Here is a 26,329-nt window from a genome sequence, read left to right as displayed (position 1 = left end):
CTGAATCGGCACCGGCGACCACGGACGCTGAATAGATTTTACCGGTTGAAGATGGCTTCCCGACCCCCGGTCGGTCAGCAATCAACAATCAACAACCAACCCTCCAACAACCACTACAATGCCGAAAGTAAAGACGAAATCCGGTGCTAAGAAGCGCTTTGCGCTCACCGGAACGGGCAAGGTGAAGCGGAAGCACGCCTTCAAATCACACATCCTCACGAAGAAGACGACCAAGCAGAAGCGTGGTTTGACCCACACGGGCCTCGTGAGCAGCGCCGACATGAACCGCGTGCGCCAGATGTTGAACATCTGATTTGTTGTCAGTTGCTCATGGTCAGTTGTTGGGTTTTCCTGCATCTGATTTGATACAAACAACTGACAGCCAACAACTAATAACTAAACAATCACCAGGCTTCCGGCTCTAAGACAACCCTCTGTCGCCGGCTGCCAAAAACTCTCTAGGTTATGCCAAGAAGTGTCAACCACGTGGCCTCGCGCCACCGTCGTAAGAAAATCATGCGTTTGGCGAAAGGCTATTATGGCCGACGCAAAAACGTATGGACCGTAGCCAAGAACGCCGTTGAAAAAGGCCTCTTGTACGCTTACCGCGACCGTAAAGTAAAGAAGCGCGAATTCCGTGCCCTCTGGATTCAGCGTATCAACGCCGGCGCTCGTGAGCACGGCCTGTCGTACTCGCAGCTGATGGGCGGTCTGAAAAAGGCTGGCATCGAACTCAACCGCAAAGTGCTGGCTGATTTGGCGCTGAACCACCCAGAGGCCTTCAAAGGCATCGTGGAAAAAGTGAAGTAATTGCCCCTGTGCATCAAGAACCAAGAAAACGCTGGCCCTTGGGTTCAGCGTTTTCTTGTTTTTAGCCCAGGAAAAATAGTTCAGTCTAAATATTGAGCTAAAAAGAAGTCAGTATTGCTCCGGAAGTAATGCCGTCTTCAAAAGTCCCCAAAGCAAAAAAACCGCCCCAGCGTAGCTGAAACGGTTTCTAAAGTAGCGGGGACGAGAGTTGAACTCGTGACCTCAGGGTTATGAATCCTGTGCTCTAACCAACTGAGCTACCCCGCCGGGTTTTTTGTGGGTGCAAAGGTAACGCTACAATCGGCCCCGACGCAAGGTCCTGGGGCAAAAAAACACTGTATTTCTCCCTCGTGGCCGGTTTCAGACCTTTGTTTGACCAGGCCCCTTCGTATCAAAAACTATGGCTCTGCCTGATACCCAAACTAAAACGCGCTTCGTGGTGGAATTTCCCATCAACGCTTCGCCTAAAATTCTTTTTCCTTATTTGGCTACCGCTTCCGGTCTTTCGCAGTGGTTTTGCGACGATGTGCGCTACGTGGAAGGTCAGCGGCTCAATTTTATTTGGGATCAGGAAAACCATTACGCCGAGATTTCGGGCCAGCGGCTGAATCGGGCCATCCGGTTTGTGTTCTTGAACGACCTGCGCCAGCAAGTAGCGGACGCGAATTATCTGGAGTTCACGCTGGATTCGTCGCAGGTAACCGACGAGGTGTATTTGCGCGTGATTGACTACTCGTCGGCGCACGATGCCGAGGAGCAGCAAGAAATGTGGGAGGGCCTGGTTGCCAAGCTCCGCGAGCAAGTAGGAGGGTAGGCACCGCGTGAACCCTCCAATTGGGCTGGGTTCGGTTCCGGTACTTTTTTCCTTGGACTTTCGTTTCAGCGCCGACGTACAGTTCAGAGGCAGCGCCGTTTTCTATGCTTAAGAAGCTCGATAAGCTTATTCTAAAGGCCTTTGCCGGGCCATTCTTGCTCACTTTTGCGGTGGTGCAGTTTATTCTGCTCACGCATACGCTGCTCAAGTACCTCGACGATATCATCGGCAAGGATTTGGGCACGGGGGTGTTGTTGCAGCTGCTGTTTTACTTCAGTGTGCTCATCGTGCCCATTTCGCTGCCGTTGGCCGTGCTTCTGTCTTCGCTCATGACCTATGGCAACTTGGGCGAGCACCACGAACTCACGGCCATCAAGGCGTCCGGCATTGCCTTAACGCGGATTTTGCGGCCGGTGCTGCTGCTTACGGTTGGGCTGGCCGTGGGCGCCTTTTGGTTCAACGAAACCATCGTGCCCAAGGCCAACCTGAAAGCCTACAGCCTGCTTTGGGATGTACGCCAGCAAAAACTGGCTTTGGACATTCGGGAAGGCGTTTTTTACAACGGCATTCCCGGCTATACCATTAAGGTCGACAAGAAAACGGGCGAAAACGGCGACCGCCTGCACGGGGTGATGATTTACGACCACACCCAGAAGTCGGGCAATGCTACCGTGATGCTGGCCGACTCCGGGCGCATGTTCACGCGCTTTAATGGCGGCTATCTCAGCCTCGAGTTGTTCCATGGCCACAACTATGTGGAGCAGCCCGATGCGCAAGACCGGGCCGGCGCCAGCTTTGTGCGCCAAGGTTTCGACCACAACCTGGTCACGTTTTCATTGGCATCGTTCGACCTGGGCCGCACCAAGGAGGACTTGTTCAAGGAAAACCGGATGATGCTCAATATTCCGCAGCTGCACAATGCCACGGATTCCATCCAGAAGAAGCTGACCCACGAGCAACAGGGGATTCCCCGGCAAGCCAACGCCTACTTCACCTTCCTGCGCTTCGATACCACCGGCCGGGCGGCCAACCGACGCGCAGCCCACTTGCAGGTGCCGGCTTCGCGCCTGGCCGCGCCGACCGCGCCCATCATTCAGCAGGCTACAAACCGGGCTAACAACCTTCGGGCCTTTGCCAACTCCACCGCCGAGCGGCTCAACGATTACGCTCGGAATTCGGCTCTGTTCCGCATTGAGGTCTACCGGAAGTATTCGCAGTCGGTGGCGGTGTTGCTCATGTTCCTGATTGGGGCGCCGCTGGGTTCAATTATTAAGAAGGGCGGCTTGGGGGTTCCCATCCTCGTTTCCATCCTCTTCTTTATCATTTACTACGTGCTCAGCATCATGGGCGAGAAGTACGGCCGCGAGTTTGTGTGGCCGGTTGGCATCGGCATGTGGATGTCGAACCTGGTGCTGCTGCCGGCTGGTTTGTTTTTCCTGTATCAGGCTTATAACGACTCGGGCCTGCTTGAACTGGACTTCTGGCGCCGTTTGCCGCAGCGCCTGGGCATTCCGGGGCTGCGGAAAATTATTGAGCCAGTAGAAGAATAAGCGGCAATTTTAGCTCAATAAAGCAGAACCTTAAGCAATGGAAAATTTCCCGTATCGCGCTTTTATCCTGTTTTAAAATTGCGTACCTTTGCGGCACCCCAATGTGTGGGGTATCAAATCAACATTTTTTTCATTCCAAAATCTAAGACGGGGTAACACCTATCAACCGATGATTTTAACTACAGAAGCAAAACAGGCCATTTTCGAAAAGAACAGCCTGCAGAAATTGAAAACCGATACCGGTTCGGCCGAGGCTCAAATTGGCCTCTTCACCCACCGCATCAACCACCTCACCGAGCACCTCAAGGCCAACAAGAAGGACCACAGCACGCGCTTGGGCCTGCTGAAGCTGGTAGGTAAGCGCCGCCGCATGTTGGACTACCTGCAGCACCGCGAAATCAACCGCTACCGCGCCATCATCAAGGAGCTGGGCATCCGTAAGTAAGTCCAGAGTCTGAGAGTAGGGAGCCTTCCAACGAAGGTTCCCTACTCTTTTTTTGTTCGGGTCGGTTTTGCGCCGAGGCTGGCCCGTGGCACTGTTTTGTATCGGCGCGCTGTTGCTGTGTTTTCCTGAGTAACGAATGCCGCTAGCGGTGTTCGTTTTTGGCTGCTCGCCCGCTGTCGCTTTTCTAAGCAAATCCCGCTGATGTCCCAACCCCACGCCATTACCAAAACCTTGGCGCTGCCTGACGGCCGCGTTATCTCCATCGAAACCGGCAAGCTGGCCAAATTCGCCGACGGCGCCGTTGTGGTTCGCCTCGGCGACACCATGCTGCTTGCTACGGTGGTTTCGGCCCCGAGCCAGCGCGAAGGCGTTGACTTCCTGCCGCTGTCGGTAGACTACCAGGAGAAATTCGGCTCGGCCGGCAAAATCCCCGGCTCGTTCCAGCGCCGCGAAGGCCGCCTGTCGGACTACGAAATCTTGGTCTGCCGCCTCGTCGACCGCATCCTGCGGCCGATGTTCCCCAAGGACTACCACTACGAAGTGCAGGTGATGATTACCCTCATCTCTGCCGACAAAGAAGTTCAGCCCGACGCGCTGGCCGCCTTGGCCGCTTCGGCTGCTTTGTCGATTTCGGACATTCCGTTTGCTGGCCCCATTTCCGAAGTGCGCGTCGCGCGCATCGACGGCCAGTTCCAGATTAACCCCAAGACTTCCGACCTGGCCCGCGCCGACATGGACCTCATGGTAGGTGCTACGGCCGACTCTGTGGCCATGGTGGAAGGTGCCATGAAGGAAGTGAGCGAAGAAGAGATGGTGGCGGCCATTGCCTTCGGCCACGAAGCCATCAAGGCTCAGTGCCAGCTGCAAAAGGACCTGGCAGAAGCCGTAGGCCGTGAAGCCAACTCACCCACCCGCGAGTATCCTCAGTACGAGGAGAACGATGACCTGAAGAAACACATCCACGCCAACATTTACCAGCACGCTTACGCCGTGGCCCGCTCCGGCAACACCAGCAAAGGTGGCCGCAAGGAAGGCTTCTCGGAAGTGAAAAAGGCGTTTTTGGAGAAGCTCTTGGCTGAGCAGCCTGAGCTGGACATGAAGATGTTCAGCCGCTACTACAGCGCGGCTGAGAAGAAGGCCATCCGCGACATGATGGTAAAGGAGCGGGTGCGCCTCGACGGCCGCCAGCTCACCGAAATCCGTCCCATCTGGTCGGAAATCAACTACCTGCCCGGTGCCCACGGCTCGGCCATCTTCACCCGCGGCGAAACCCAGAGCTTGACCACAGCTACGCTCGGCACCAAGCTCGACGAGCAGATTGTGGACCAGCCCCTCACCAAGGGCTACTCGAAGTTCATGCTGCATTACAACTTCCCCGGTTTCTCGACCGGTGAGGTAAAGCCGAACCGTGGCGCTGGCCGCCGCGAAATCGGCCACGGCAACCTGGCCCTGCGCTCGCTGCGCCAGGTGCTGCCGCCCGATGACGAGAACCCCTACACCATCCGCATCGTGTCGGACATCCTGGAGTCGAACGGCTCCAGCTCGATGGCCACGGTATGCGCTGGCTCGCTGGCGCTGATGGATGCCGGCGTGAAGATTTCGGCTGCTGTGGCCGGTATCGCCATGGGTCTGGTACAAGACAAGGAAACCGGTGAATACGCGGTGTTGAGCGACATTCTCGGCGACGAGGACCACCTCGGCGACATGGACTTCAAAGTAACCGGCACCGAGAAAGGCATTTGCGCCTGCCAGATGGACATCAAAATCCAGGGCTTGAGCAATGAGATTCTGACCGCCGCGCTGCACCAGGCCCGCGAAGGCCGCCTGCACATCCTGCGCGAAATGGCGAAGACCATTGCCGCCCCGGCTGCTGAGTTGAAGCCTCACACGCCGCGCTCGCACAAGATGTTGATTGACAAAGAGTTCATCGGCGCGGTAATCGGGCCAGGTGGCAAAGTCATCCAGCAAATCCAGAAGGATACCAACGCTACTGTTATCATCGAGGAGAAGGACGAGAAGGGCCACGTGAGCATCTACGCCTCCAACCAGGAGGACATGCAGGGTGCCATCGACCGCATTCGGGCCATTGCGGCCCAGCCGGAAGTGGGCGAGGTGTACAAGGGCAAGGTGCGCAGCATCCAGCCTTACGGTGCCTTCGTGGAAATCATGCCGGGCAAAGACGGCTTGCTGCACATCTCCGAGGTGACGCACGAGCGGATTCAGACCCTGGAAGGCTTGTTGGAAGTGGGGCAGGATATTGACGTGAAACTGGTGGAAATCGATAAGAAAACCGGCAAGTACCGGCTCTCGCGCAAAGTGTTGCTGCCCAAGCCCGAAGCGGCTGCTGCCAGCAACGGCGAAGCTAAAGCGTAGCTTGACCCGAACGTCCCGAACTAATGTCAGGGGGAGCCTGTTGGCTTCCTCTGACTGAGGGACTGGCCGGGCGGCTTTTTCTTACGTATAACCCCATCAGATATCGTTCTTACCTAGTCCCATGAGACAGCTAAAAATTAGTAAGCAGATTACCAACCGCGAAAGCCAGTCGCTGGATAAATACCTCCAGGAGATTGGCAAGGTTGATTTGCTCACGCCCGACGAGGAGGTAACGCTCGCGCAGCGTATCCGCGACGGGGACCAGCAAGCGCTGGAGAAACTCACCAAAGCCAACCTACGCTTCGTTGTATCGGTAGCTAAGCAATACCAGAACCAGGGCCTGAGCCTCGGCGACCTCATCAACGAGGGCAACTTGGGCCTCATCAAAGCCGCCAAACGCTTCGATGAAACCCGAGGCTTTAAATTCATTTCCTACGCTGTGTGGTGGATTCGTCAGTCCATCCTGCAGGCCCTGGCCGAGCAGAGCCGCATCGTGCGTCTGCCCCTGAACCGTGTGGGTTCGCTGAACAAAATAAGCAAGTCCTTCTCGGAACTGGAGCAGAAGTTTGAGCGCGAGCCTTCGCCCGAAGAAATCGCCGAAGTTCTTGAACTGACCACCTCGGAAGTGGTGGACACCCTGAAAATCTCGGGCCGCCACGTATCCGTGGATGCTCCGTTTGTACAGGGTGAAGAAAACCGCTTGCTCGACGTGCTCGAAAACGAGGACGAAGAGTCGCCGGACATGGCCCTGATGAACGATTCGCTCCGCAAGGAGGTGCAGCGTGCCCTAAGCACGCTCACCAAGCGCGAAGCCGACGTTATCACCCTGTACTTCGGGTTGAACGGTGAAGCCGCCCTCACCCTGGAGGAAATCGGCGAGAAGTTTAACCTGACCCGCGAGCGGGTTCGTCAGATTAAGGAGAAGGCCATTCGTCGTTTGCGGCACACGTCGCGCTCGAAAGCGCTGAAGCCTTATCTCGGCTAATCAATTAGTTTTGCAGAATGAAAAACCCCGACCGTTAGGTTGGGGTTTTTTGTACAGTTTAGCCTTTGCCGCCGTCTGTATGGTGGTAGTGCTACTATAGATTTAGAACTTGCAATTTCTGCGCCGGCAGTTCTGCCAGCCGGTTTCTTTTCAACGTTTATTGATACGCGAAGCTCGATTTCGCGCCGCTTACCCAATGTCTGAACACATCAAATGCCTGATTATCGGCTCCGGCCCGGCCGGATACACTGCCGCCATTTACGCTGCCCGGGCCAACATGGCCCCTGTAATGTACATGGGCTTGCAGCCGGGTGGCCAGCTCACTATTACTAATGACGTAGAGAATTTCCCTGGCTATGCCGATGGCGTGATGGGCCCGCAGATGATGGAAGACCTGAAGAAACAGGCCGCCCGCTTCGGCACGGACATCCGCTATGGCATTGCCACAGCGGTAGACTTTTCGGTGCACCCGCGTAAGGTCACCATCGACGAAACGCTGGAATTGACGGCCGATACCGTGATTATTGCTACTGGCGCCTCGGCCAAGTGGTTGGGCATTCCGTCAGAAGCCCGGCTGAATGGCTCGGGCGTGTCGGCCTGTGCCGTGTGCGACGGCTTCTTTTATCGGGGCCAGGATGTGGCCATTGTGGGCGCTGGCGACACCGCTGCGGAGGAGGCAACCTACCTCGCCAACCTGTGCAGCAAAGTGACCATGATAGTGCGCAAGGGCGAAATGAAAGCTTCCAAAATCATGCAGAAGCGCGTGCTGGACAACCCCAAGATTGAGGTGCTGTTTGATACCGTGACGGATGAGATTCTGGGTGAGCACAGTGTGGAAGGCGTGCGCGTGAAAAACCTGCTGACTCACGAAACTCGGGAAATTAAATTGACCGGCTTTTTTGTGGCCATTGGGCACGAGCCCAATTCCAAGATTTTTCAGCCCTACCTGCACCACGACGAGCAGGGCTACCTGAAGACGATTCCCGGCACGAGCAAGACCAACATCGACGGCGTTTTCGCCTGTGGCGACGTGCAGGACTACACTTATCGGCAGGCCGTGACGGCTGCTGGCACCGGCTGCATGGCCGCCCTCGACGCCGAACGATATTTAGCTGCACTGGGCGTGCACTAAAATCGTTGCATTGACGTGTTAGTAGGGACGAGCTTTGTGATTCGTCTTTACTAACCGCTTTGTTTAGCATGAACGGCACGAAAGCGAAGGCGTTTTCTTCGCGGCCGGCCTTTTTCCTGTTCGCTTTTGTCTTTCCTGAAAACAATCTATTGGCGCCCGGCCCTCTTGTTGCTGACGCTTTTGCTGCTCCTGGTTGGGCTGAACCCAGCCCAGGCGCAACGCCGCAAGGCCCCGCGCACCAAGGCCCGGGCCGGCAGCACCTCCGGGGGCTCCGACTTCTTTCGCATCAAAACGCCACGAATGCGCTACGTGCGGCCGGATACCACCACGGTAATCGAGACCGAAGAATTGCCCGACGATAATTCTGACGCGGCAAAATCCATATACTTCAACCCAGCCAAGAAGCTCAGCATCGTAAGCGAAGACACCTCGACGCTAAACAACGGCGGCCAGGAAATCGTGGAGATGTCGGAAGAAGTGCTCATCGACTCGTCGTGGGTTAAGGTGGCCGGTTATTACTCCATCTGGGACACGCACAGCGTGAATCCCTACCGGGTAGATGGTCGCAGCTACCGCGACTCGCTGAAGCTGAAGCTAACCGACGTGCCCCGACAGCGCTATGCCAAGATGCCCTTGGTTACTACGCCCATCACTTCGGGGTTTGCCTTTCGGGGCTACCGCTGGCACTACGGCATGGACCTGGACCTGGAAACCGGCGACTCGGTGAAGTCGGCGTTCGATGGGGTGGTGCGCATCAATGCCTGGGACGGCGGTGGCTACGGCAACTACATTCTGGTGCGGCACTACAACGGCTTGGAAACCATTTACGGCCACCTGAGCAAGTCGCTGGTGAAGGTGGGTACCTTTGTTAAAGCCGGCCAGCTCATTGGGTACGGTGGCAGCACGGGGCGCAGCACGGGTTCGCACCTGCACTATGAAGTGCGCTATCAGGGCAACCCCATCAACCCGGCCTTGATGTACAACTTCCCGGAGTACAAGCTTCGGAAGGACAATTTTACCATCACCTCGCAGCTGTTTAACTATTACAGCCGCGCGCTGCAGCACCGCGGGAGCAGCAGCCACGGCCAGCCTTCGCGGGCGCGGCAGGTGGTTACGCACAAGGTTCGGTCGGGTGATACCCTCTCGGAAGTAGCCGAACGGTACGGGGTGCGCGTAAGCACTCTGAAAAAGCTGAATCCTGGCGTGAAAACGCTTCAGCCGGGGCGTAAGCTGCGGGTGAAGTAGACTTCTAGTCAATTATCGCCAGATGCTAATGCTGTTGAAAGAACGGCATTAGCATCTGGCTTTTGGTACGGCCTATTTCTGAAATTGAGCTAAAAACCGACCTCACATGAAACTCGATATTCTGGCTCTGGGCGCGCACCCCGACGACGTGGAAATGACGTGCTCTGGCACCTTGCTCGCCGCCGTGGCGGCCGGCAAAAAAGTAGGGATTGTAGACCTTACGCGGGGTGAGCTGGGCACGCGCGGTACGCCCGCCATCCGGGCCGCAGAGGCTGCTGCAGCGGCGAAGATTCTGGGCGTGAGTGTTCGCGAAAATCTGGGGTTGCAAGACGGCTTCTTCCGCAACGACCGGGAGCACCAGTTGCCGCTTATTGCCGCCATTCGCCGCTATCAGCCGGAGATTGTGCTGGCCAATGCCATCCACGACCGGCACCCCGACCATGGGCGCGCAGCCCAACTGGCCACGGAAGCCTGCTTTCTGGCCGGCCTGCGCATGGTTGAAACCCTGGACCACGACGGCACGCCCCAAACACCCTGGCGGCCCAAACACGTGTACCACTACATTCAGGACCGCGCCATTGTGCCGGCTTTTGTGGTGGACGTTACCCCGTATTGGGCCAAGCGGTGGGAGAGTGTTCTGGCCTACGGCAGCCAGTTTTTCAACCCCGCGAGCGACGAGCCGGCCACCTACTTGTCGAGCCAGGAGTTTTCAAAATTCATGGAAGCCCGCGCCCGCGACTTTGGCCACATCATCGGCGTGGAATTCGGCGAGGGCTTTACGGTGCACCGGCCGGTAGGCGTGCGCGAACTGAGCGACTTGATTTAGCGGTTCCAGCCAGGACGGAGCGAGCGGAACGTCTGGTTGAGCTAACGGCAACTGAATTGGGCTGGAACAAAGCGGAAGTTTTTCCCGTTACTACGGAAAATATTCCCATCTTTGGGAATGCATTCTTCGCCTGTGCTCATGACTGCCGCCGCTCACTCTTCCGCCGTTTATTCGCCTGCTTTGCTTGGGCTACAGGCCACCGTGGCCGATTCCTTCGCCTTGGTGATGGAGGCGCGCACGGGCGTGCTCGCCAAAACGGCGTTCGACGTGGCTGCGCTGCTGCAGCTGAGCGCCGACGAACTGGCCGACCTGCTCCACACCACCACCAAAACCCTGCGGACCTACCGCCAAGGCAAGAAACGCTTGGGCCCGGCCCCCAGCGAGCAGGTGCTGAAATTGCTGGCGCTGGCCCGCCTGGGCGAAGAAGTATTTGGCTCGGTGTCGGCCTTCCGCCGCTGGCTCGACAAGCCCGCCTACGGCCTCGACAACCAGCCCCCGCTGACCCTGCTCGAAACCAGCGGCGGCATCGATTTGGTAGCTGACGAAGTGGACCGCATCGCCCACGGCGATTTCGCCTAAGCCCCCGCGTGGAAGTATACCGCATATGCCTGGCGAAGTACGCCGGCGAACTAGTGGCATCCGGCAACCCCGGCCGCTGGAACCAGCGCGGCCAGATGGTCATCTACGCGGCCGGCAGCCGCGCGCTGGCTTGCCTTGAAAACGTGGTGCACCGCAGCGGCGAAGGCCTCAACAGCCTCTTCAAAGTCATCCGCATCGAAATTCCCGATGCCCTGCTCATCGAAGAGCTAACCCTGGACCAAATGCCCGCCGACTGGCAATTCCCGCGCCACTACGCCCGCTGCCAGCCGTTAGGGACCAGCTGGTACCAGCGCCAAAAGGCTGCCGTGCTGCGGGTGCCGTCCTCCATCATCGCCCACGAGCACAACTACGTGCTCAACACCCGCCATCCGGATTTTGGGCAGGTACGCATTGTGGGCTGGGAGGACTTTGAATTTGACCCACGCATCAAGGCGTAAAGAGGTTGATTATTCAGGAGGTGGATTGATTACCAGTGCTGTATGGAAATTGTCCTGAATAGGCAGGTGCTCGTATGCAGTACTCATGGACACCGCGGTTTTCATATCGGCTTTGCCCTCCTGGGCACTATTTGTATTGGTGGTCGGAGTTGCATTGGGAGCCAATGAGGCGGGGTTCCGCTTGGGCCGATTGCTGATTCGGAAAGGGTTACGAGAACCGGAGCAGCCCGTATCGGCGCTGGTGGGGGCCATTCTTGGTTTGTTAGCCTTCCTCCTTGCCTTTACGTTTGCCATGACGTCCTCCCGGTTTGATACCCGGCGGGAGTTGGTAATTGAGGATGCCAACCGGATTCGAACTGCATACCAATACACGCGCCTTTTACCGGAAAAGCAGGGGCAGGCACTCCGAAAGCTTTTTCCGGAGTATGTGGCATTGCGCCTCAATATTACCTCGCTTCCTGATTTGGCCGCAGCCAAAAAGCGCGAACCCCGCACCAATGAAATACAGCGGTTAATGTGGGAACAGGCAGCTTCGCTGGCTCAGGAAAATATGGATTCGGAGTTGCGCAGCCTTTTCATCAACTCGCTAAGTGAGGTGTTTAACGTGCATACCACCCGCAAAACCGTGGCGTTGAACTACCACATTCCAGGCATAATCTGGGCTGTACTAAACCTGCTATCAGCCATGAGCATGCTTAGCATCGGGTACCAAACCGGTATGTTCAGCGCCCGTCGGCTGGCTGGGGTACCCGTGCTGGCTGCATCATTTGCGCTGGTTATTACGGTGATTGCAGCTATGGATGCTACTGTGCAGCATGGGTTTAAGATAAGCCAGCAACCCATGGCAGAGGTAATGCTGCTGATGCAGTCAGGCAAGTAGTAAAGAGTCCCTCATAGTAAAGGGAATCAAGCTTTAAAAAAGCACCATACCATAAAACAAAAAGGCCCGACTAACTCAGCCGGGCCTTTTCTCTCTTTATCTGAATTCCTACCGCACACCCGAGCGGTTCCGACGCCAACCTGAAACATCCGCGCCAGCCATATCGCCAGCTGCTACTGCTGCTTTGGGTTTCTTGTCGCTGAGGAGCATGGCGCCGAGCGTGGCAGCTACTCTCGCCGTGGCATCATCCGGCGCGGTGGGGGCCAGGGTGGTGGGGGTGAAATGGTCGCGGATGAAGTTCGTGTCGAAGTTGCCGCTGACGAAGGCGGGGTGCTGCAGCACGTAGGACCCAAAGGGCAGCGTGGTCTCGATGCCGGTGATTTTATACTCCTCGATGGCGCGCAGCATGCGGGCAATGGCCTCGGCGCGGTCGGCCCCGAAGGTGACCAGCTTGGCAATCATCGGGTCGTAGTAAATCGGGATGTCCATGCCCTGCTCAAAGCCGTCGTCGACGCGCACGCCGGGGCCCTGGGGGCGCACGTAGGTGGTTAGGGTTCCGATGTCGGGGAGGAAGTTGTTTTGCGGGTCCTCGGCGTACACGCGCAGCTCCAGGGCGTGGCCGGTGATGGTGAGGTCTTCCTGCCGGAAGGCCAGGGGCTCGCCCTGAGCTACTTTGATTTGCTCCTTCACCAAATCGAGCCCCGTGATTTGCTCCGTAACGGGGTGCTCCACCTGCAGGCGGGTGTTCATCTCCAGGAAGTAGAAGTTGTGCTGGTCGTCGAGTAGAAACTCCACCGTGCCGGCGCCGGTGTAATCGCAGGCGCGAGCCACGTCTACGGCGCATTGGCCCATTTGGGCGCGCAGCTCCGGCGTGAGCACTGACGAAGGCGCTTCCTCAATCACCTTCTGGTGGCGGCGCTGAATGCTGCACTCGCGCTCGAACAGGTGCACAATATTCCCGTGCTCGTCGCCGAGTACCTGAATTTCGATGTGGCGCGGGCCGGTCACAAACTTCTCGATGAACACCGAGCCGTCGCCAAAAGCCGAAGTGGCCTCGTTGATGGCCAGCTGCATTTGCTCCTCAAACTCGTGGGCACCGTTGACGATGCGCATGCCCTTGCCGCCTCCACCGGCCGAGGCCTTGATGAGGATGGGAAAGCCCACTTCCTGGGCAATCTGCTTGGCGGCGCCCACATCGGAAATAGCCTCATCGGTTCCCGGCACCAGGGGAATGTTGTATGCTTTCACGGCTTGCTTGGCCGAGAGCTTGTCGCCCATGATTTCCATGGCCTCGGGCGAAGGGCCGACGAAAATCAGGCCGGCGGCGCGGACGGCCCGGGCAAACCCGGCGTTCTCGCTCAGGAAGCCATAGCCGGGGTGAATGGCATCGACGCCCAGTTGCTGGCAAACTTCGAGAATCTTGTCGCCGCGCAGGTAGCTCTGGGCCGAGGAGGGCGGGCCCACGCACACGGCTTCGTCGGCATAGCGCACGTGCAGGGCGTTGCGGTCGGCTTCGGAGTAGATGGCCACGGTGGCAATGCCCATTTCCTTGGCCGAGCGCAGCACGCGCAGGGCAATTTCGCCCCGGTTGGCGACGAGCAGCTTGTTGATTTTCTTCATCGAATTCGCTAACAGTTCAGGTTCGAACCACAAAGAAAGTTGGAAAGCGCATGCCTGCGTCAAACATCGTTCGCATATTAGCGTTATCAAGCCCAAATTGTGTACATCCCGGGCTCAGGGTTACCTTTGTCATTGGGCTAACTGCGAGCAAATTTCTCTTCGCCACAGTTGGCTCTTCCCCCGCCTAACTCTTCACATTAACACCCCGTTTTTTCAGTGGATATTTTCGACCGGATTTCGGCCAACCGTGGCCCCCTTGGCTCGCAGTCGCACTACGCTCACGGCTACTTTGCCTTTCCCAAGCTGGAGGGCCAAATTCAGCCCCGCATGCAGTTTCGTGGCAAAGAGGTGCTTACCTGGAGCCTAAACAACTACCTGGGCCTGGCCAACCACCCCGAAGTCCGGCAAGCCGACATCGACGGTGCCACCGAATTCGGCATGGCGTACCCCATGGGCGCCCGCATCATGAGCGGCAACTCCACCCTGCACGAGCAGCTGGAAAACGAGCTGGCCGATTTCGTGAACAAGCCCGGCGCGCTGCTGCTCAACTTCGGCTACCAGGGCGTGGTGAGCATCATCGATGCGCTGGTGAACCGCCACGACGTGATTGTGTACGACGCCGAGTCGCACGCCTGCATCATCGACGGCGTGCGCCTACACCAGGGTAAGCGCTTTGTTTTTCCGCACAACAACATGGCCAGCCTCGAGAAGCAGCTGGAGCGCGCCAAGCGCCTCACCGACGAAACCGGCGGCGGAATCCTGGTAATTACGGAGGGCATGTTCGGCATGTCGGGCAACCTCGGCAAGCTGCCCGAAATCGTGGAATTGAAGAAGAAATTCGACTTCCGCATCTTCGTTGACGATGCTCATGGTTTTGGCACGCTGGGCGCTACGGGAGCCGGCACAGCCGAACATTTGGGCTGCGTAGAGGGCGTAGACCTAATTTTTTACACGTTCGCCAAGAGCATGGCCAGCATCGGCGCGTTCGTGGCCGGACAAGAAAGCGTGATTGAATATTTGCGATACAACATGCGTAGCCAGATTTTCGCCAAATCGCTGCCCATGCCATTAGTAATTGGGGCGCTGAAGCGCCTGGAACTGATTCGCAACCACCCCGAATACCGCGAAAAGCTCTGGACCATCGTGCGGGCCCTGCAGGGCGGCCTGCGCGAGAAAGGCTTCAACATCGGCACCACCGAGTCGCCGGTAACGCCGGTGTTCCTGAACGGTGAATTGTCCGACGCAACGGCCCTAACCTTCGATTTGCGTGAGAATCACGGCATTTTCTGCTCTATCGTGGTGTATCCGGTGGTGCCCAAGGGCGTGATTATGCTCCGCCTCATCCCCACGGCCATGCATACGCTCGACGACGTACAGGAAACGATTGTGGCGTTTGAGGCCATGGCGGCTAAGCTCGACAAAGGGCTTTACAGCAAAACGCAGGTTACCGTCCAAACGGCCTAGAAAAGCCATTTACGGCACTTCGCGCCGGTCATCCGCAAGGGTGGCCGGCGCGTTTGTTTTTGTACTATACCAAGCTAATGGGAGTAGCTCAACTTTGCGCAAATGGCCTTTTTTTTGGCAAAATCGGCCCCCAAAAGCAGGGGAGGGGGTTTTAGAAAAAAAGTGGAAAACTTGCTTGCATTTGAAATCCCTGTATATTAGGGCCGGCTTAACACCACAACAAATTCATTTTTCACCCCAAACCCCCAAATCCCGATGAACAATTTCGGCAAACTGAAGGACCTCGTGATGTCGCTCGAAGACGACTTTTCGAAATTCTACGACAAGCAGAATGCTGCTGCCGGCACCCGCGTACGTAAAGGCATGCAGGAGCTGAAGACGATGGCCCAGGCGTTCCGCACCGAAGTGCAGAACACCAAGAACGCCGGTGCTGGTGCCGCTTCGGCTGCCGGCGGTGCTGCTAAGAAAGCTGCTCCTGCTAAGAAAGCCGCTCCCGCTGCTGCCAAGAAGGCTGCTCCGGCTGCTAAGAAGAAGTAAGGTAACGCGGCTACCGGCTGCTTTTACTTTGCAAAAAAGGGAGCCCGCAGTGCGGGCTCCCTTTTCTTTTGTTTGCTATTCTGAGCTGCGTCAAGCTCGGGCGAATGGCGTGGGTTAATTCCAATCACCCTCGCCCGTGCCTCTTCTTGTCATGCTGAGCGTAGCGAAGCATCTTATCAGGTTAGCTCAATTCGTTCAGCGGGGATAAGATGCTTCGCAGGCTCAGCATGACAGACGAATGTATTTACATCAGCTCAACCAGGAAGTAGTTCTTCTTGCCTTTCTGTACCACCAGGTACTTGCCCGCGAGCAAGGGCATGGCGGCCGCCAGGGTTTCTGGAGAGGCCACCTTCTCGCGGTTGATGCTCACACCGCCGGCTTGAATCATTTTCTTGGCCTCGCCTTTGGAAGGGAAGATTTTATGCAGCGTGGCATCGCTGAGCAGGCTCACGGCATTGAGATTGGGCAAGTCGCTTCTAAGCACGTGCACATGCGGCACGCCTGCAAAAACGTCGAGCAGCATGGCTTCGTCCAGGGCTTGCAGGGCCGAGAGGTCGCCTTTGCCGAATAACACCTCCGAGGCGGCAATGGCGGCTTCGGTGGCTTCGGCGGAGTGCACGCGCGTTGTGACGTCGCGGGCCAGGGCCTTTTGCAGCACGCGCAGGTGGGGTGCCTGGGCGTGCTCGGCTTCCAGGGCCAGGATTTCGGGCTCGCTGAACAGCGTGAACACGCGGATGAGGCGGGGCGCGTCGACGTCGGCGGCGTTGTAGAAGAACTGGTAGAACTGGTAGGGCGACGTGAGCGTGGGGTCGAGCCACACGGTGCCGGTTTCGCTCTTGCCGTATTTGGTGCCATCGGCTTTGGTGATAAGCTGGCCAGTGAGGGCGTAGGCCTTGGCTTCGCGGCCTTCGGCGCTACTCAGGCGGCGAATGAGTTCGGTGCCGGTGGTGATGTTGCCCCACTGGTCGCTGGCGCCCATTTGCAGGGTACAGCCCAACGTCTTATTGAGGTGTACGAAGTCGTAGCCTTGCAGCAGCTGATAGCTGAATTCGGTGTAGCTGATGCCTTCCGCGCGTTGCTCGGGCGCATCGGAGGCGTCGGCATCGGCAGTGCCAATGCGACGCTTTACCGAGTCCTTGGCCATCATGTAGTTTACGGTGAGGTGCTTGCCCACTTCGCGCAGAAACTGCAGAAAGCCGAAGTCCTTGAACCAGTCGTAGTTGTTGACGACCAGGGCGCCGGTAGGGCCTTCGGAAAAATCCAGAAACTTCTCCAATTGGGCCCGAATGCCATCCTGATTGCGGCGCAGCGTGGCTTCGTCGAGCAGGTTGCGCTCGGCCGACTTGCCGCTGGGGTCGCCTATCATGCCGGTGGCGCCGCCCACCAGGGCCACGGGGCGGTGGCCGGCCCGCTGCAGGTGCACGAGCAGCATGATGGTGGCCAGGTTGCCGATATGCAGGGAGGCCGCGGTGGGGTCAAACCCGATATAGCCGGTGATGGGAGCGTTGGTGGCCAGGTGTTCGGCGGTGCCGGGCATGGCGTCGTGGTACATGCCGCGCCAGGTGAGTTCAGGTATTAAATCCAAGGAAGAAAGAAGAATGAGGAATGGAGAATGGTGGTGCCGACCAGGCGGCTTCAAGGTAACAAAGGTAGCTACCGCGTAATTTTGACTCCGGTCGGCCTTTCGCCTGGCTATTCTTTCTTCCTCATTCTTACTTCCTCCTTGATACTAGAAGCCGACGCCCTTCTCAAGCAGCTGCAGCAGCGGCAGTTTCAGCCCGTGTATTTCCTGCAGGGGGAGGAGCCTTACTATATAGATGCGGTGGCCGACCTGATTGAGAAATCGGTCCTGGCCGAGCACGAACGCAGCTTTAACCAGGTGGTGCTGTATGGCAAGGACGTGGACGTGGCCGGCATTCTGGGCCAGGCCAAGCGGTTTCCGATGATGGCCGAGCGGTCGGTGGTCATCGTGAAAGAAGCGCAAACGGTGGCCGACCTGGAGCAGGAGCGGAGCTGGCCTTTTCTGGAGGCTTACCTCAAAAACCCGCTTTCCAGCACGGTGCTGGTCTTTTGCTACAAGCACAAGACCCTGGACAGCCGTAAGAAGTTGGGCAAGCTGCTGAGCGGCAAGGAATCGCCGGTGGTGCTGATGACCAGCAAGAAGCTCTACGACAACCAGGTACCGCAGTGGCTCACGGCCAACGTGCGCGCCCGCGGCCAACAGATAACGGGGCAGGCCACCGCCATGCTGGCCGAATACATCGGCGCCGACCTGGGCCGGCTGGCCAACGAAGTCGACAAGCTGGTGCTCAACTTGAAGCCCGGCCAGCCCATCGACGAGGAACTGGTGCAGCGGCTGGTGGGCATCAGCAAAGACTACAACATCTTTGAGCTGCAGAAAGCCTTGGTGCAGCGCGATGTGCTGAAGGCCAACCGCATATTGGGCTACTTCGCCGCCAACCCCAAGGCCAACCCGCTCATCCCGAACCTGACCTTGCTGTTTGGTTTTTTTACCAAGCTGCTGGTGCTGCACCAGGCCGGCACCAACCCCGCGGATGGCGAGTTTAAGAAGTTGGGCATTATGAACAGCTTTGCCCAGAAAGAATACCAGCAGGCCATGCGCGTGTACCCCGTGGAGCGGGTGGTCGGCATCATCCACCTCATCCGGCGGGCCGATGCGCAGAGCAAGGGCATCGAAAGCGGCTCGATGGACGACGCGGAGATTCTGCGGGAACTGGTGTGGCTGATTCTGCACGCTGTGCCGGCCGGGGTGTTGGAGTAGCGCGGGCAGTAACGCCGCCGCGGGTCTGCCCGTAACAGGAGGGTGTTCCACCCTAACTCTTTTCACTCATGAACCAAGATGCATTTGACAAGCCGAGCGGCACGCTCGGCGGTATGTTGTCGAGCCTGTTCCGGGGCGGCTCTCGTTCGGGGCAGTATAATACTGGTCGTCCCAGTGGGGGCGGTTTTTCGCGCAAATTGCTGAGTGGCGCCTTGCTGGCTGCCGGTGCAGCCTACCTCTACAACCGTTCTAACCGTTCTAAATCTGGCAACGTAATGCAGACTCCGAAGTAATGGAGCAGAGGGTGCCTGTTCGCCCGTTTTACATTTTAAGCCCGGTTATTGGTGCCACATTCTCGTTGGGCGCCAATAACCGGGCTTTTCGATTCTGGTACTGCAACCGGTTTCAGCGAAGCTATCTGCTCGCTGGAAGCAGTGAAATACTGTGGTGCGAGTGCGGCAGATTCTGCCCAGAGTGTCCGAATGCAAGTTGAGCTAACGGCATGGAAGAGCTGCTTCTTACTGCTGTGGTAGCAAGGTGAGAACATTAGTAGCGTCGTTTCTGCGTTATATGGGCAACCTACTGGCATTTTTCGCTACTTTTGGCTACTTCCCGGGCCCTGTGCGGCCCCCCACGCAAGGTATTTACATGAAGCTTTTTCCCCGGTTGGCATTGGCCGCCGCCCTGAGCGCTGCGGCACCCATGGCAGCCCAAGCCCAGCAAACCCAAGTTTTTGCCGCCGACGAGCGGTACTTTCAAGAGGGATTGGAACTGTTTGACCGCGGCCAGTACGGTGCCGCCCAGGAGGCGTTCCGCCAGTACTTGGCCGTTGAGCCCGTTCACACCAGCCAGGCCGGGCCCACCGCCCACGACCGCATTGCTGACGCCGAATACTACTACGCCGTAAGCGGCCTGTACCTGCTGCACCCCGACGCCGAGGGCCTCATCCTCGCATTTGCGGAGCAGCACCCGGCCCACCCGCGCTCCGCGGTGGCTTTCTTCGAGCTGGGCAAGTTTTACTTCGACCAGAAAGACTACGCTTCGGCCATTCGCTACTTCGCGAAAGTAGCGCCCGATAACCTCGGCAACGACCAGCGCGGCGAATCGGACTTTAAGCTGGCATACAGCTATTTTGAGCAGAAGGAGTACGACAAGGCCCGCCTGCTGTTCGACCGCAGCAAGCAGGTCCAAACCGAGTACAAGTACGCCAGCTCCTACTACGCAGGCTACCTGGCCTACCGCGCCGGCGATTACGCCGCCGCCCGCGCCGACCTGAGCGTGGCCGAGCAAAACGACGCCTACAAACCGGTGGTGCCGGCCATCATTTCACAGATTTATTATAAGGAAGGCAACTACGACGAGCTGATACGCTACGCGTCCAATTCCTTAAAAAGTACCCCGCCGCCCCAGAATTCCGACGAAATTCAGCTGTTGCTCGGCGATGCGTACTACCAGAAGGGCCAATACAAGGAAGCGGCCGAGAACTTCGATAAGTACGCGGCCATTCACAAGAGCAAAATTGAGCCGGCGCTGCAATACAAAATTGGCTTTGCCAATTACAAGATGGGCGACTTTAAGGGCGCCATCGCCAGCCTGAAAAACGTGGCCGTGCGCCGCGATTCCCTGGGCCAGAATGCCGCCTACCACCTGGGGTTGAGCTACCTGCAAACCAACCAGAAGCCCCAGGCCGTGACGGCATTTGAAGCGGCTAGGCAAGCCACCTTTGATAAAGGAATTGCTGAAAACGCTACGCTGAAGTTAGCCCAAGTGCAGTACGAGCTGGGCAATTTGCCCGAGGTGACGGCAGTGCTCCGGGACTTTAGAAAGCGCTTTCCCCGCTCGCAAAACCAGAATACCGTCGATGATTTGCTCAGCACCAGCTTCTTGTCGTCCACGGACTATGCGCAGGCGCTGGCTTACCTCGAAGGCCTCGACGAGCGCAGCGACAAGCTAAACGCCACGTATCAGCGAGTGGCTTATTCGCAGGCGGCCACGCTCTACAACAACGGTAACTACGGCGCCGCGCTGCCCTTGCTGGACAAGTCCCTGAAATACCCGGCCGACGACGCGCTGCGCGCCGCCGCCCAGGTGCTACGGGGCGAGATATACAGCGTGGGCCAGCAATACCCCGATGCCATCAACGCCTATGCCTCGGCGGCCCGTTCGGCCCGGCAAGGCGGCGTGAGCGCCGAGGAGGTGGAGTTTGAGCAGAAGGCCCGCTACGGGTTGGGCTATGCCTATTACAATACCAAGCAGTATGAGCGCGCCCGGCCGCAATTCCAGGCGTACTTGAACGATAAATCAGCCACACCGTCGGACCCGAACTACTACGACGCCACCTTGCGGCTGGCCGATACCTATTACGTAGCCAAGAGCTACCCCCAGGCGCTGGAGCTGTACGACAAGGTGATTGGTGCCAACGCCGCCGATAAAGACTACGCCTACTTCCAAAAAGGCCGTACGCTGGGCCTGATGGGCCGTCGCGACGAAGCGAACAACACACTGGCCTCGTTGCTCAAAACCAACCCCAACTCGCGGTATGCAGAGGAGGCAGTGTTTCAGCAGGCGCAGCTCTCGTTTGAAGCTGGCGAATACCAGCCGGCCGTCACGGGATTTTCGCGGCTGATTGACAACCGGCCCAACAGCCCACTGGTGCCGCAGGCCCTCCAGAAGCGCGGCGTGGCCTATGCCAACCTCCAGCAGCAGGACAAAGCCGTGGCCGATTTCCAACGAGTGCTGTCGGACTACCCCCGCAGTGAAGCCGCTTCGCAGGCCATCTACAGCTTGCAGGAAAGCCTCACGGCGCTGGGCCGCACCGAAGAATTTGATGCGGCGCTGGCCTCGTTTAAGTTGCAAAACCCCGACAGCAAGGCCACCGAAAGCGTCGAGTTTGAAGCGGCCAAGTCGTTGTATCTGGCTGAGAAATACCAGCCCGCCATCCTGCGCCTAGAGTCGTACTTGAAGCAATACCCGCAAACCACGCTGGGGCCGGATGCACGTTTCTTCCTGGCCGATTCTTACCTGAAAACTGGTGACAAGCAGCAAGGTCTTATCCGCCTGCGCGACGTGGTGACCGAAGGCAAGAGCGAGTTTGTGAACCGCGCTGTGGGTCGCTTGGCTGACCTGGAGTTTGAAAACAAGAACTACGCCGAGGCCGCCAAATACTATGAGCGCCTGCGCGGCGCCAGCAACAACCGCCGCGAAGTAGCCAATGCCACGCTGGGCCAGATGCGTAGCCTGTACGAGAGCGGCGACTACCCCGGCACCCGGCGTGTAGCCGAAGAACTCCGGACCCAGGCCGGTGCTACGGCCAACGCCACAAACGCGGCGCTGCTGTATTTGGGCAAAGCCAGCTACCGCGCCGGCAACCTGGACCAAGCCGCTACGGAGCTAGCTGCAGCCGCAACCGCCGCCCCCAACGATGTGAACGGCGCCGAAGCCCAGTACTACCTGGCTGAAACCCTGTTTAAGCAGAAGAAGAACGAGGAAGCCATTGCAGCCGCCCTTAAAGTCAACTCCAACTACAGCAGCTATACGCTGTGGCAAGGGCGCGCCTTCCTGCTAGTCTCGGATGTGTACGCGGCCGAAGGCGACAACTTCCAGGCCCGGGGCACACTGAACTCCATCATTGACAACAACTTCCCGGTGGCAGAAATTGTGGAAGCCGCCAAGCAGCGCCTGAAAACGTTGGGAGCAGACCAGCCCGATGAGACTCCGGCTCCTGCGGCGCCTAAAACCACGCCCGCCAAAGCCCCGGCCAAGACCCCGGCAAAAGCCCCGGCCAGTACAAAGCCTGCTGCCGTGCCTGCCCCGGCTAAGGGCAAAGCGACCACCGTGCCCCGCGCCAACCTACGTGGTACCACCGCCGCACCGGCCGATACGGCGACCCAACGCTAAGCTCAGCGTATCCTTTCATTGAATAACAATTTGCTGATGAAGCGTTTGTCGATAAAAAATTCTAAGCCAGCAGTTCGCCAAGGTTCAGGCGTAGTGGCCGGACTGGTACTGGCCGCCGTGCTGGTGGGCGGTGGGGCATCCACCGCCACCGCCCAGACCACCAAGCCGAAACCCAAAACCGGTCAGATTGAAGAAGCGGAAATTGAAATTGTGAAAGAGCGGGTCAATCAGCTGCCCGAAGCCACGCGCAACTTCGATAAAATCAAGCTCCCGGCTCCGCCCAAAACCGAGCGCAAGGTGAGCTACACCTACCCGGATTTCCGCCTGCCCGCCGACCGGCTCACGCCTTCGGTGAAGGTGCTTACCATTCGGGCCGAGGAGCCCACGCCCCTCACCGGAAACTTCGTGAAAGCGGGCCTTGGCAACTACGGCACATTTTACGGGCGGGGCTATTTTCACAGCACCCGCAATACCGACCATGCGTATGGCCTGGACATCAAGCACATCAACTCGCTGACTGGGCCCGTAGATGGCAAGAACTCGGCTACGGCCGAAACCAGTGCCCACCTCATGGGCGAACTGTACCGGGGCACCGCCGCTTTCGGTGCCACCCTGGACCTGGGCCGCGAGGGGTATAATTTCTATGGCTACCAAAAAGCAGCCAATACTCCTGAAGCCACGCCCGTTCCCGAATCCAAGGACATTCAACAGGTATTCAAGCGCTTCGGGGTGAAGGCCTATGCCCACAACCGCGACCCCGAGCAAGTGCTGACCTACGACGCCGGCATCGGCTACCGCTATTGGAACGACATCTTCGGGGCGACGGAAAACAATGTGCTGGTGAATGCTAAAGTGGGCTATGCACTGGGCGATGCCAGCCGGGTAACAGTAGCGGCCGACGCTTCCTTTATTTCGGAAAAGGACATCGTTTCCTTTAATAAACTGAAGCCCGGTGCGCCGACCACAGATGTAACGCGTACCCGCACCTTTGTGCAGGCTACGCCGGCTTATGAATTCATTAACAACAGCATAGCCTTCTCGGTGGGCGCCACATTGGGCTATTCGTCTGATACGGCTACCAACGTGAGCAAAACCGTGGTGTACCCCGCCGTGCGCCTCGGCTATACTATAGAACCCGAGAAGTTTATGGTGTACGCCGGCTTGGGCGGAGCCCTTCAGCGGGTAACCCGGTACGACCTAAGCACCGAAAACCCCTGGCTCAACCGCGGCCTGAACGTGGCAGACACCCACCGCGGGCCCACCGTTTACGCCGGCTTCACGTCGACGCCGGCCCGTGGCCTTGAGCTGAATGCCCGCGCCACCTACGCCCGCGACCGCAACCTGTATTTCTACCTCAACAACGCCATTGACCCCACCAAGTTTGACTTGGTGTACGACCAGAATGCCACTGGCGTGCTGAACATACACGGCGAACTGCTGTACAACGCGGCCGAGAAATTCCGCCTGGGCACTCGGATGGACTACAACAAATACGCGCTCAAAAACCTGCCTCAGCCTTTTCACCGCCCGGAGTTTCAGGGCTCGGTGTTTGGCACCTATACCGCCTTCGAGAAGCTCAACCTGGGAGTGGAGGGCTATTTCTACGCGGCCAGCTATGGCATCAGCTACCGGCCTGCCTCCAGCGCTGGAGCAGTGCGGGTCCCCGACTTTTATCGGGCCACCGACCCAATTGTTGACCTAAATCTTCGGGCGGATTACCGCATTACGCCAAAAATATCCATCTTTGTAATGGGTAATAACCTCGCCAATCGCCAGTACCAGCGCTTCTACGGATATCCGGTGAAGGGCATCAACGTGCTGGGAGGGGCGACCTATACGTTTTAGCTTTCTGGTTACTAGGAGCTTGCTGCAGGCTAGGGGCAATTATTGCCTTCAGTCTGAGGTAGGAATTGACCAACCAGCAACCGGAAACCAGCAAACAACAGCCGCATAATGCACTTAGCCGACCACATCCGCCCCCTGCTCCGTAACCACGACTGCGTGATAATTCCGGACTTTGGGGGCCTTGTGGCCGATGTGTCGCCGGCGCGGGCCCAGCCCGGGCGCCAGGCGCTGAGCCCACCCACCAAACTGGTGGCCTTCAACCAGGCCCTGACCCGCAACGACGGCCTGCTGGTAGATGCCTTGAGCCAGCACCTTGGGCTGTCCATCGCGCAAGCCCGCGAGGCCGTGCGCAACGCCGTAGCCGGCCTGCAGCAAGAGCTGGAAGAAACCAACCGCACGGAGCTGCCGGGCATCGGCATTTTCCGCCGCGCGGTGGGCCGGGGGCTGGCGTTTGAATACACCGGCACGGATAACCTGCTGGCTTCTGCCTTTGGACTCCCTGAACTGGCCGCGCGTCCCGTACGGGCCAATGATGCGCGCATCAAGCGCCCGCAGCCGGCACTGCGTGGCGCCGCAACGCGCCGCTCGCGCCTGGTTCGACTCTTGCCCGGTGGCGCGCTGGCCGTAGCCGCTGGTTTGCTGCTGCTGTTTAGCAACGCCAGCTACGTGCCCACCCGCTGGCAAAACCAGCTGCCGCAGTTGGAATGGGCCCAGCGGCGCACAGCGCCGGCTACTCCCATTACCGAGCCACAGCAGGCCACCTTGGGCCAGCACGACTTCAGCAGCAGTTCCCTGGATTCTGAGGGCATGACTCCGCTGGAGAATGCGGCTTCGGCGCCCGTGCCGCAGGTAGAAACCCAGCCCAAGACAATTATCAGCACCGAAGTTTCAACTACTACGGAAGGTGCAACTGTGGCAAAAACGGAAGTAGCACCGGCCTCCCCCGCCAAAATTGAGCCCACTGTTGCTGCTCCCACGAAGGCAACTGCACCGGTGGCTCCGGTAGCCAGGCCAGCTCCCGTAGCTGTGGCTAAGCCGGCAGCTGCTAAGGTTCCAGTAGGCCCGGCTGCCGCGGCAAGCGCTACTACAATTAAATACCGCACCGGCCGTTATTACGTGATTGCGGGGGCTTACAGCAGCTTGAAAGGTGCCGAGCGGGGCCGCCAGGTGCTGGCCCGGACCGGCCACGCCACGCACATCATTCTGCCGCCCTTCGGTAGCCGCTTGTTCCGTCTCACGGCTGCTGACTACCCCGACCTGGCTTCGGCTCAACGCGAAGCTCAGCGCCTGCGCGTGAGCACGCATTGTGATTACAATACTTTGAAATTTTAACCCCACGCATGTCCGTATTCCTTTTGCAAGTTGCTGCCACTGCGGCCGATAGTGTAAATACCGCCGTTACGGCCGCTCCGGTAGTGCAAGCCGATGTTCCCGTTATCGACCTCATTATGCGCGGGGGGTGGATAATGGTCCCCCTGGTAGCCCTTTCCATACTCTCGGTTTACATTATTATCGAGCGTTACTTCACCATCCGCCGGGCCGCCGGCAACCCCGATTCGTTCATGAATGGCATTCGCTCCCTCATGGTGAAGGGAGACCTGGCCGGAGCCAAGCTGCTGTGTGCCCAAACGGCCTCGCCGCTGGCCCGCATGGTTGAGAAAGGCCTGCGGCGCATTGGCCTGCCGCTGAAGGAAATCGAAACCAGCGTAGAAAACGTGGGCAAGATTGAAATTGCCCGCCTCGAAAAGAACATCAGCATTCTGGGCATCATCGCCGGTATTGCGCCCATGATTGGCTTCGTGGGTACCATCATCGGCGTTATTAAGATTTTCTATTCCATTGCCGCTACCAAGGAGTTTGGTATTCCGCAGGTGGCCGATGGCTTGTATGTAAAGCTGGTGACCTCGGCTACGGGCCTTATCGTCGGCATTATTGCCCACGTGGGCTATCACTGGTTGAGCATTTTGGTGGAGCGTATGGTGTTCCGCATGGAAAACTCGGCCATCGAATTCATGGACATTCTCCAGGATAATTAATTTCAATGAGGAATGAAGAATGAGGAATAAAGAGTTGGCGTTTTTAGCCGT

General features: G+C 58.1%; 22 protein-coding genes, 1 tRNA gene and 1 pseudogene. 21 read left to right on the top strand and 3 right to left on the bottom strand.

Annotated features, from left to right (window positions below; genetic code table 11):
- The first annotated feature begins 118 nt into the window (after positions 1-118).
- Complete coding sequence (gene rpmI / locus LJ738_RS07955; RefSeq protein WP_046242504.1) at positions 119-313, top strand: 50S ribosomal protein L35; 195 nt, start codon at positions 119-121, stop codon at positions 311-313.
- Positions 314-465: 152 nt separating this feature from the next.
- On the top strand, positions 466-810 hold the full coding sequence (rplT, locus tag LJ738_RS07950) for a 50S ribosomal protein L20 (protein ID WP_068195169.1): 345 nt from the start codon (positions 466-468) through the stop codon (positions 808-810).
- Positions 811-1,003: 193 nt separating this feature from the next.
- On the opposite strand, the gene LJ738_RS07945 is transcribed toward rplT, so the two are convergent.
- A tRNA-Met gene (locus tag LJ738_RS07945) sits at positions 1,004-1,077 on the bottom strand.
- Between the two features lie 133 nt (positions 1,078-1,210).
- On the opposite strand from LJ738_RS07945, the gene LJ738_RS07940 reads away from it, so the two are divergent.
- The 11 genes from LJ738_RS07940 (at position 1,211) to LJ738_RS07890 (ending at position 12,097) form a co-directional block, all read left to right on the top strand.
- The gene (locus LJ738_RS07940; RefSeq protein WP_227785799.1) at positions 1,211-1,624 is read left to right on the top strand and encodes an START-like domain-containing protein; all 414 of its coding nucleotides are present in this window, start codon (positions 1,211-1,213) and stop codon (positions 1,622-1,624) included.
- Positions 1,625-1,728: 104 nt separating this feature from the next.
- Complete coding sequence (locus LJ738_RS07935; RefSeq protein WP_227785797.1) at positions 1,729-3,174, top strand: LptF/LptG family permease; 1,446 nt, start codon at positions 1,729-1,731, stop codon at positions 3,172-3,174.
- 169 nt (positions 3,175-3,343) lie between these two features.
- Positions 3,344-3,619, top strand: coding sequence for a 30S ribosomal protein S15 (rpsO, locus tag LJ738_RS07930; RefSeq protein WP_068195160.1), 276 nt, complete (start codon positions 3,344-3,346; stop codon positions 3,617-3,619).
- A 201-nt stretch (positions 3,620-3,820) separates the two neighbouring features.
- Positions 3,821-5,992, top strand: a complete 2,172-nt coding sequence (pnp, locus tag LJ738_RS07925) for a polyribonucleotide nucleotidyltransferase (RefSeq protein ID WP_227785795.1) — start codon at positions 3,821-3,823, stop codon at positions 5,990-5,992.
- A gap of 121 nt (positions 5,993-6,113) precedes the next feature.
- Complete coding sequence (locus tag LJ738_RS07920) at positions 6,114-6,977, top strand: sigma-70 family RNA polymerase sigma factor (protein WP_035566352.1); 864 nt, start codon at positions 6,114-6,116, stop codon at positions 6,975-6,977.
- A gap of 196 nt (positions 6,978-7,173) precedes the next feature.
- A complete protein-coding gene (gene trxB, locus LJ738_RS07915) occupies positions 7,174-8,109 on the top strand; it encodes a thioredoxin-disulfide reductase (protein WP_227785794.1) in 936 nt (311 codons plus the stop codon).
- A 180-nt stretch (positions 8,110-8,289) separates the two neighbouring features.
- Entirely contained in the window at positions 8,290-9,354 is a 1,065-nt protein-coding gene (locus LJ738_RS21465) for a peptidoglycan DD-metalloendopeptidase family protein (protein ID WP_317206788.1), read from the top strand.
- A gap of 106 nt (positions 9,355-9,460) precedes the next feature.
- Positions 9,461-10,180, top strand: coding sequence for a bacillithiol biosynthesis deacetylase BshB1 (bshB1, locus tag LJ738_RS07905; protein WP_227785793.1), 720 nt, complete (start codon positions 9,461-9,463; stop codon positions 10,178-10,180).
- Positions 10,181-10,318: 138 nt separating this feature from the next.
- Positions 10,319-10,759 carry an Xre family toxin-antitoxin system antitoxin gene (locus LJ738_RS07900; RefSeq protein ID WP_227785792.1) on the top strand — a complete coding sequence of 147 codons (441 nt, stop codon included), beginning with the start codon at positions 10,319-10,321 and terminating at the stop codon, positions 10,757-10,759.
- Between the two features lie 8 nt (positions 10,760-10,767).
- The gene (locus LJ738_RS07895; RefSeq protein ID WP_227785791.1) at positions 10,768-11,217 is read left to right on the top strand and encodes an RES family NAD+ phosphorylase; all 450 of its coding nucleotides are present in this window, start codon (positions 10,768-10,770) and stop codon (positions 11,215-11,217) included.
- 85 nt (positions 11,218-11,302) lie between these two features.
- Positions 11,303-12,097: a bestrophin-like domain gene (locus LJ738_RS07890; protein ID WP_227785790.1), complete on the top strand. Its 795-nt coding sequence runs from the start codon at positions 11,303-11,305 to the stop codon at positions 12,095-12,097.
- Positions 12,098-12,205: 108 nt separating this feature from the next.
- On the opposite strand, the gene accC is transcribed toward LJ738_RS07890, so the two are convergent.
- Entirely contained in the window at positions 12,206-13,717 is a 1,512-nt protein-coding gene (accC, locus tag LJ738_RS07885; protein ID WP_227785789.1) for an acetyl-CoA carboxylase biotin carboxylase subunit, read from the bottom strand.
- Positions 13,718-13,933: 216 nt separating this feature from the next.
- Here accC and LJ738_RS07880 point away from each other — a divergent pair, with 216 nt between their 5' ends.
- Positions 13,934-15,181 carry an aminotransferase class I/II-fold pyridoxal phosphate-dependent enzyme gene (locus LJ738_RS07880; RefSeq protein ID WP_227785788.1) on the top strand — a complete coding sequence of 416 codons (1,248 nt, stop codon included), beginning with the start codon at positions 13,934-13,936 and terminating at the stop codon, positions 15,179-15,181.
- A gap of 255 nt (positions 15,182-15,436) precedes the next feature.
- Positions 15,437-15,607: pseudogene (locus tag LJ738_RS21460) on the top strand (histone H1); the annotation flags it as partial.
- Between the two features lie 355 nt (positions 15,608-15,962).
- On the opposite strand, the gene tyrS reads toward LJ738_RS21460, so the two are convergent.
- The gene (gene tyrS / locus LJ738_RS07870; RefSeq protein WP_227785787.1) at positions 15,963-17,303 is read right to left on the bottom strand and encodes a tyrosine--tRNA ligase; all 1,341 of its coding nucleotides are present in this window, start codon (positions 17,301-17,303) and stop codon (positions 15,963-15,965) included.
- Positions 17,304-17,441: 138 nt separating this feature from the next.
- Between tyrS and holA the strand changes: the two genes are divergently transcribed.
- The 6 genes from holA (at position 17,442) to LJ738_RS07840 (ending at position 26,278) form a co-directional block, all read left to right on the top strand.
- Entirely contained in the window at positions 17,442-18,500 is a 1,059-nt protein-coding gene (gene holA / locus LJ738_RS07865) for a DNA polymerase III subunit delta (RefSeq protein WP_227785786.1), read from the top strand.
- 68 nt (positions 18,501-18,568) lie between these two features.
- Positions 18,569-18,793: a hypothetical protein gene (locus LJ738_RS07860; RefSeq protein WP_227785785.1), complete on the top strand. Its 225-nt coding sequence runs from the start codon at positions 18,569-18,571 to the stop codon at positions 18,791-18,793.
- Positions 18,794-19,148: 355 nt separating this feature from the next.
- Entirely contained in the window at positions 19,149-22,397 is a 3,249-nt protein-coding gene (locus tag LJ738_RS07855) for a tetratricopeptide repeat protein (RefSeq protein WP_227785784.1), read from the top strand.
- A 93-nt stretch (positions 22,398-22,490) separates the two neighbouring features.
- Positions 22,491-24,242, top strand: a complete 1,752-nt coding sequence (locus tag LJ738_RS07850) for a TonB-dependent receptor (RefSeq protein ID WP_227785783.1) — start codon at positions 22,491-22,493, stop codon at positions 24,240-24,242.
- A gap of 108 nt (positions 24,243-24,350) precedes the next feature.
- Positions 24,351-25,574, top strand: coding sequence for an HU domain-containing protein (locus LJ738_RS07845; RefSeq protein ID WP_227785782.1), 1,224 nt, complete (start codon positions 24,351-24,353; stop codon positions 25,572-25,574).
- A gap of 8 nt (positions 25,575-25,582) precedes the next feature.
- Positions 25,583-26,278 carry a MotA/TolQ/ExbB proton channel family protein gene (locus LJ738_RS07840; protein WP_068195124.1) on the top strand — a complete coding sequence of 232 codons (696 nt, stop codon included), beginning with the start codon at positions 25,583-25,585 and terminating at the stop codon, positions 26,276-26,278.
- The last annotated feature ends 51 nt before the right edge of the window (positions 26,279-26,329 follow it).

The organism is Hymenobacter plasmatis (assembly GCF_020711255.1).
In the GTDB taxonomy this organism is placed as follows: domain Bacteria; phylum Bacteroidota; class Bacteroidia; order Cytophagales; family Hymenobacteraceae; genus Hymenobacter.
The sequence above is the reverse complement of the archived record's forward strand: the minus strand, read 5'-3'. Positions and strand labels throughout refer to the sequence as shown.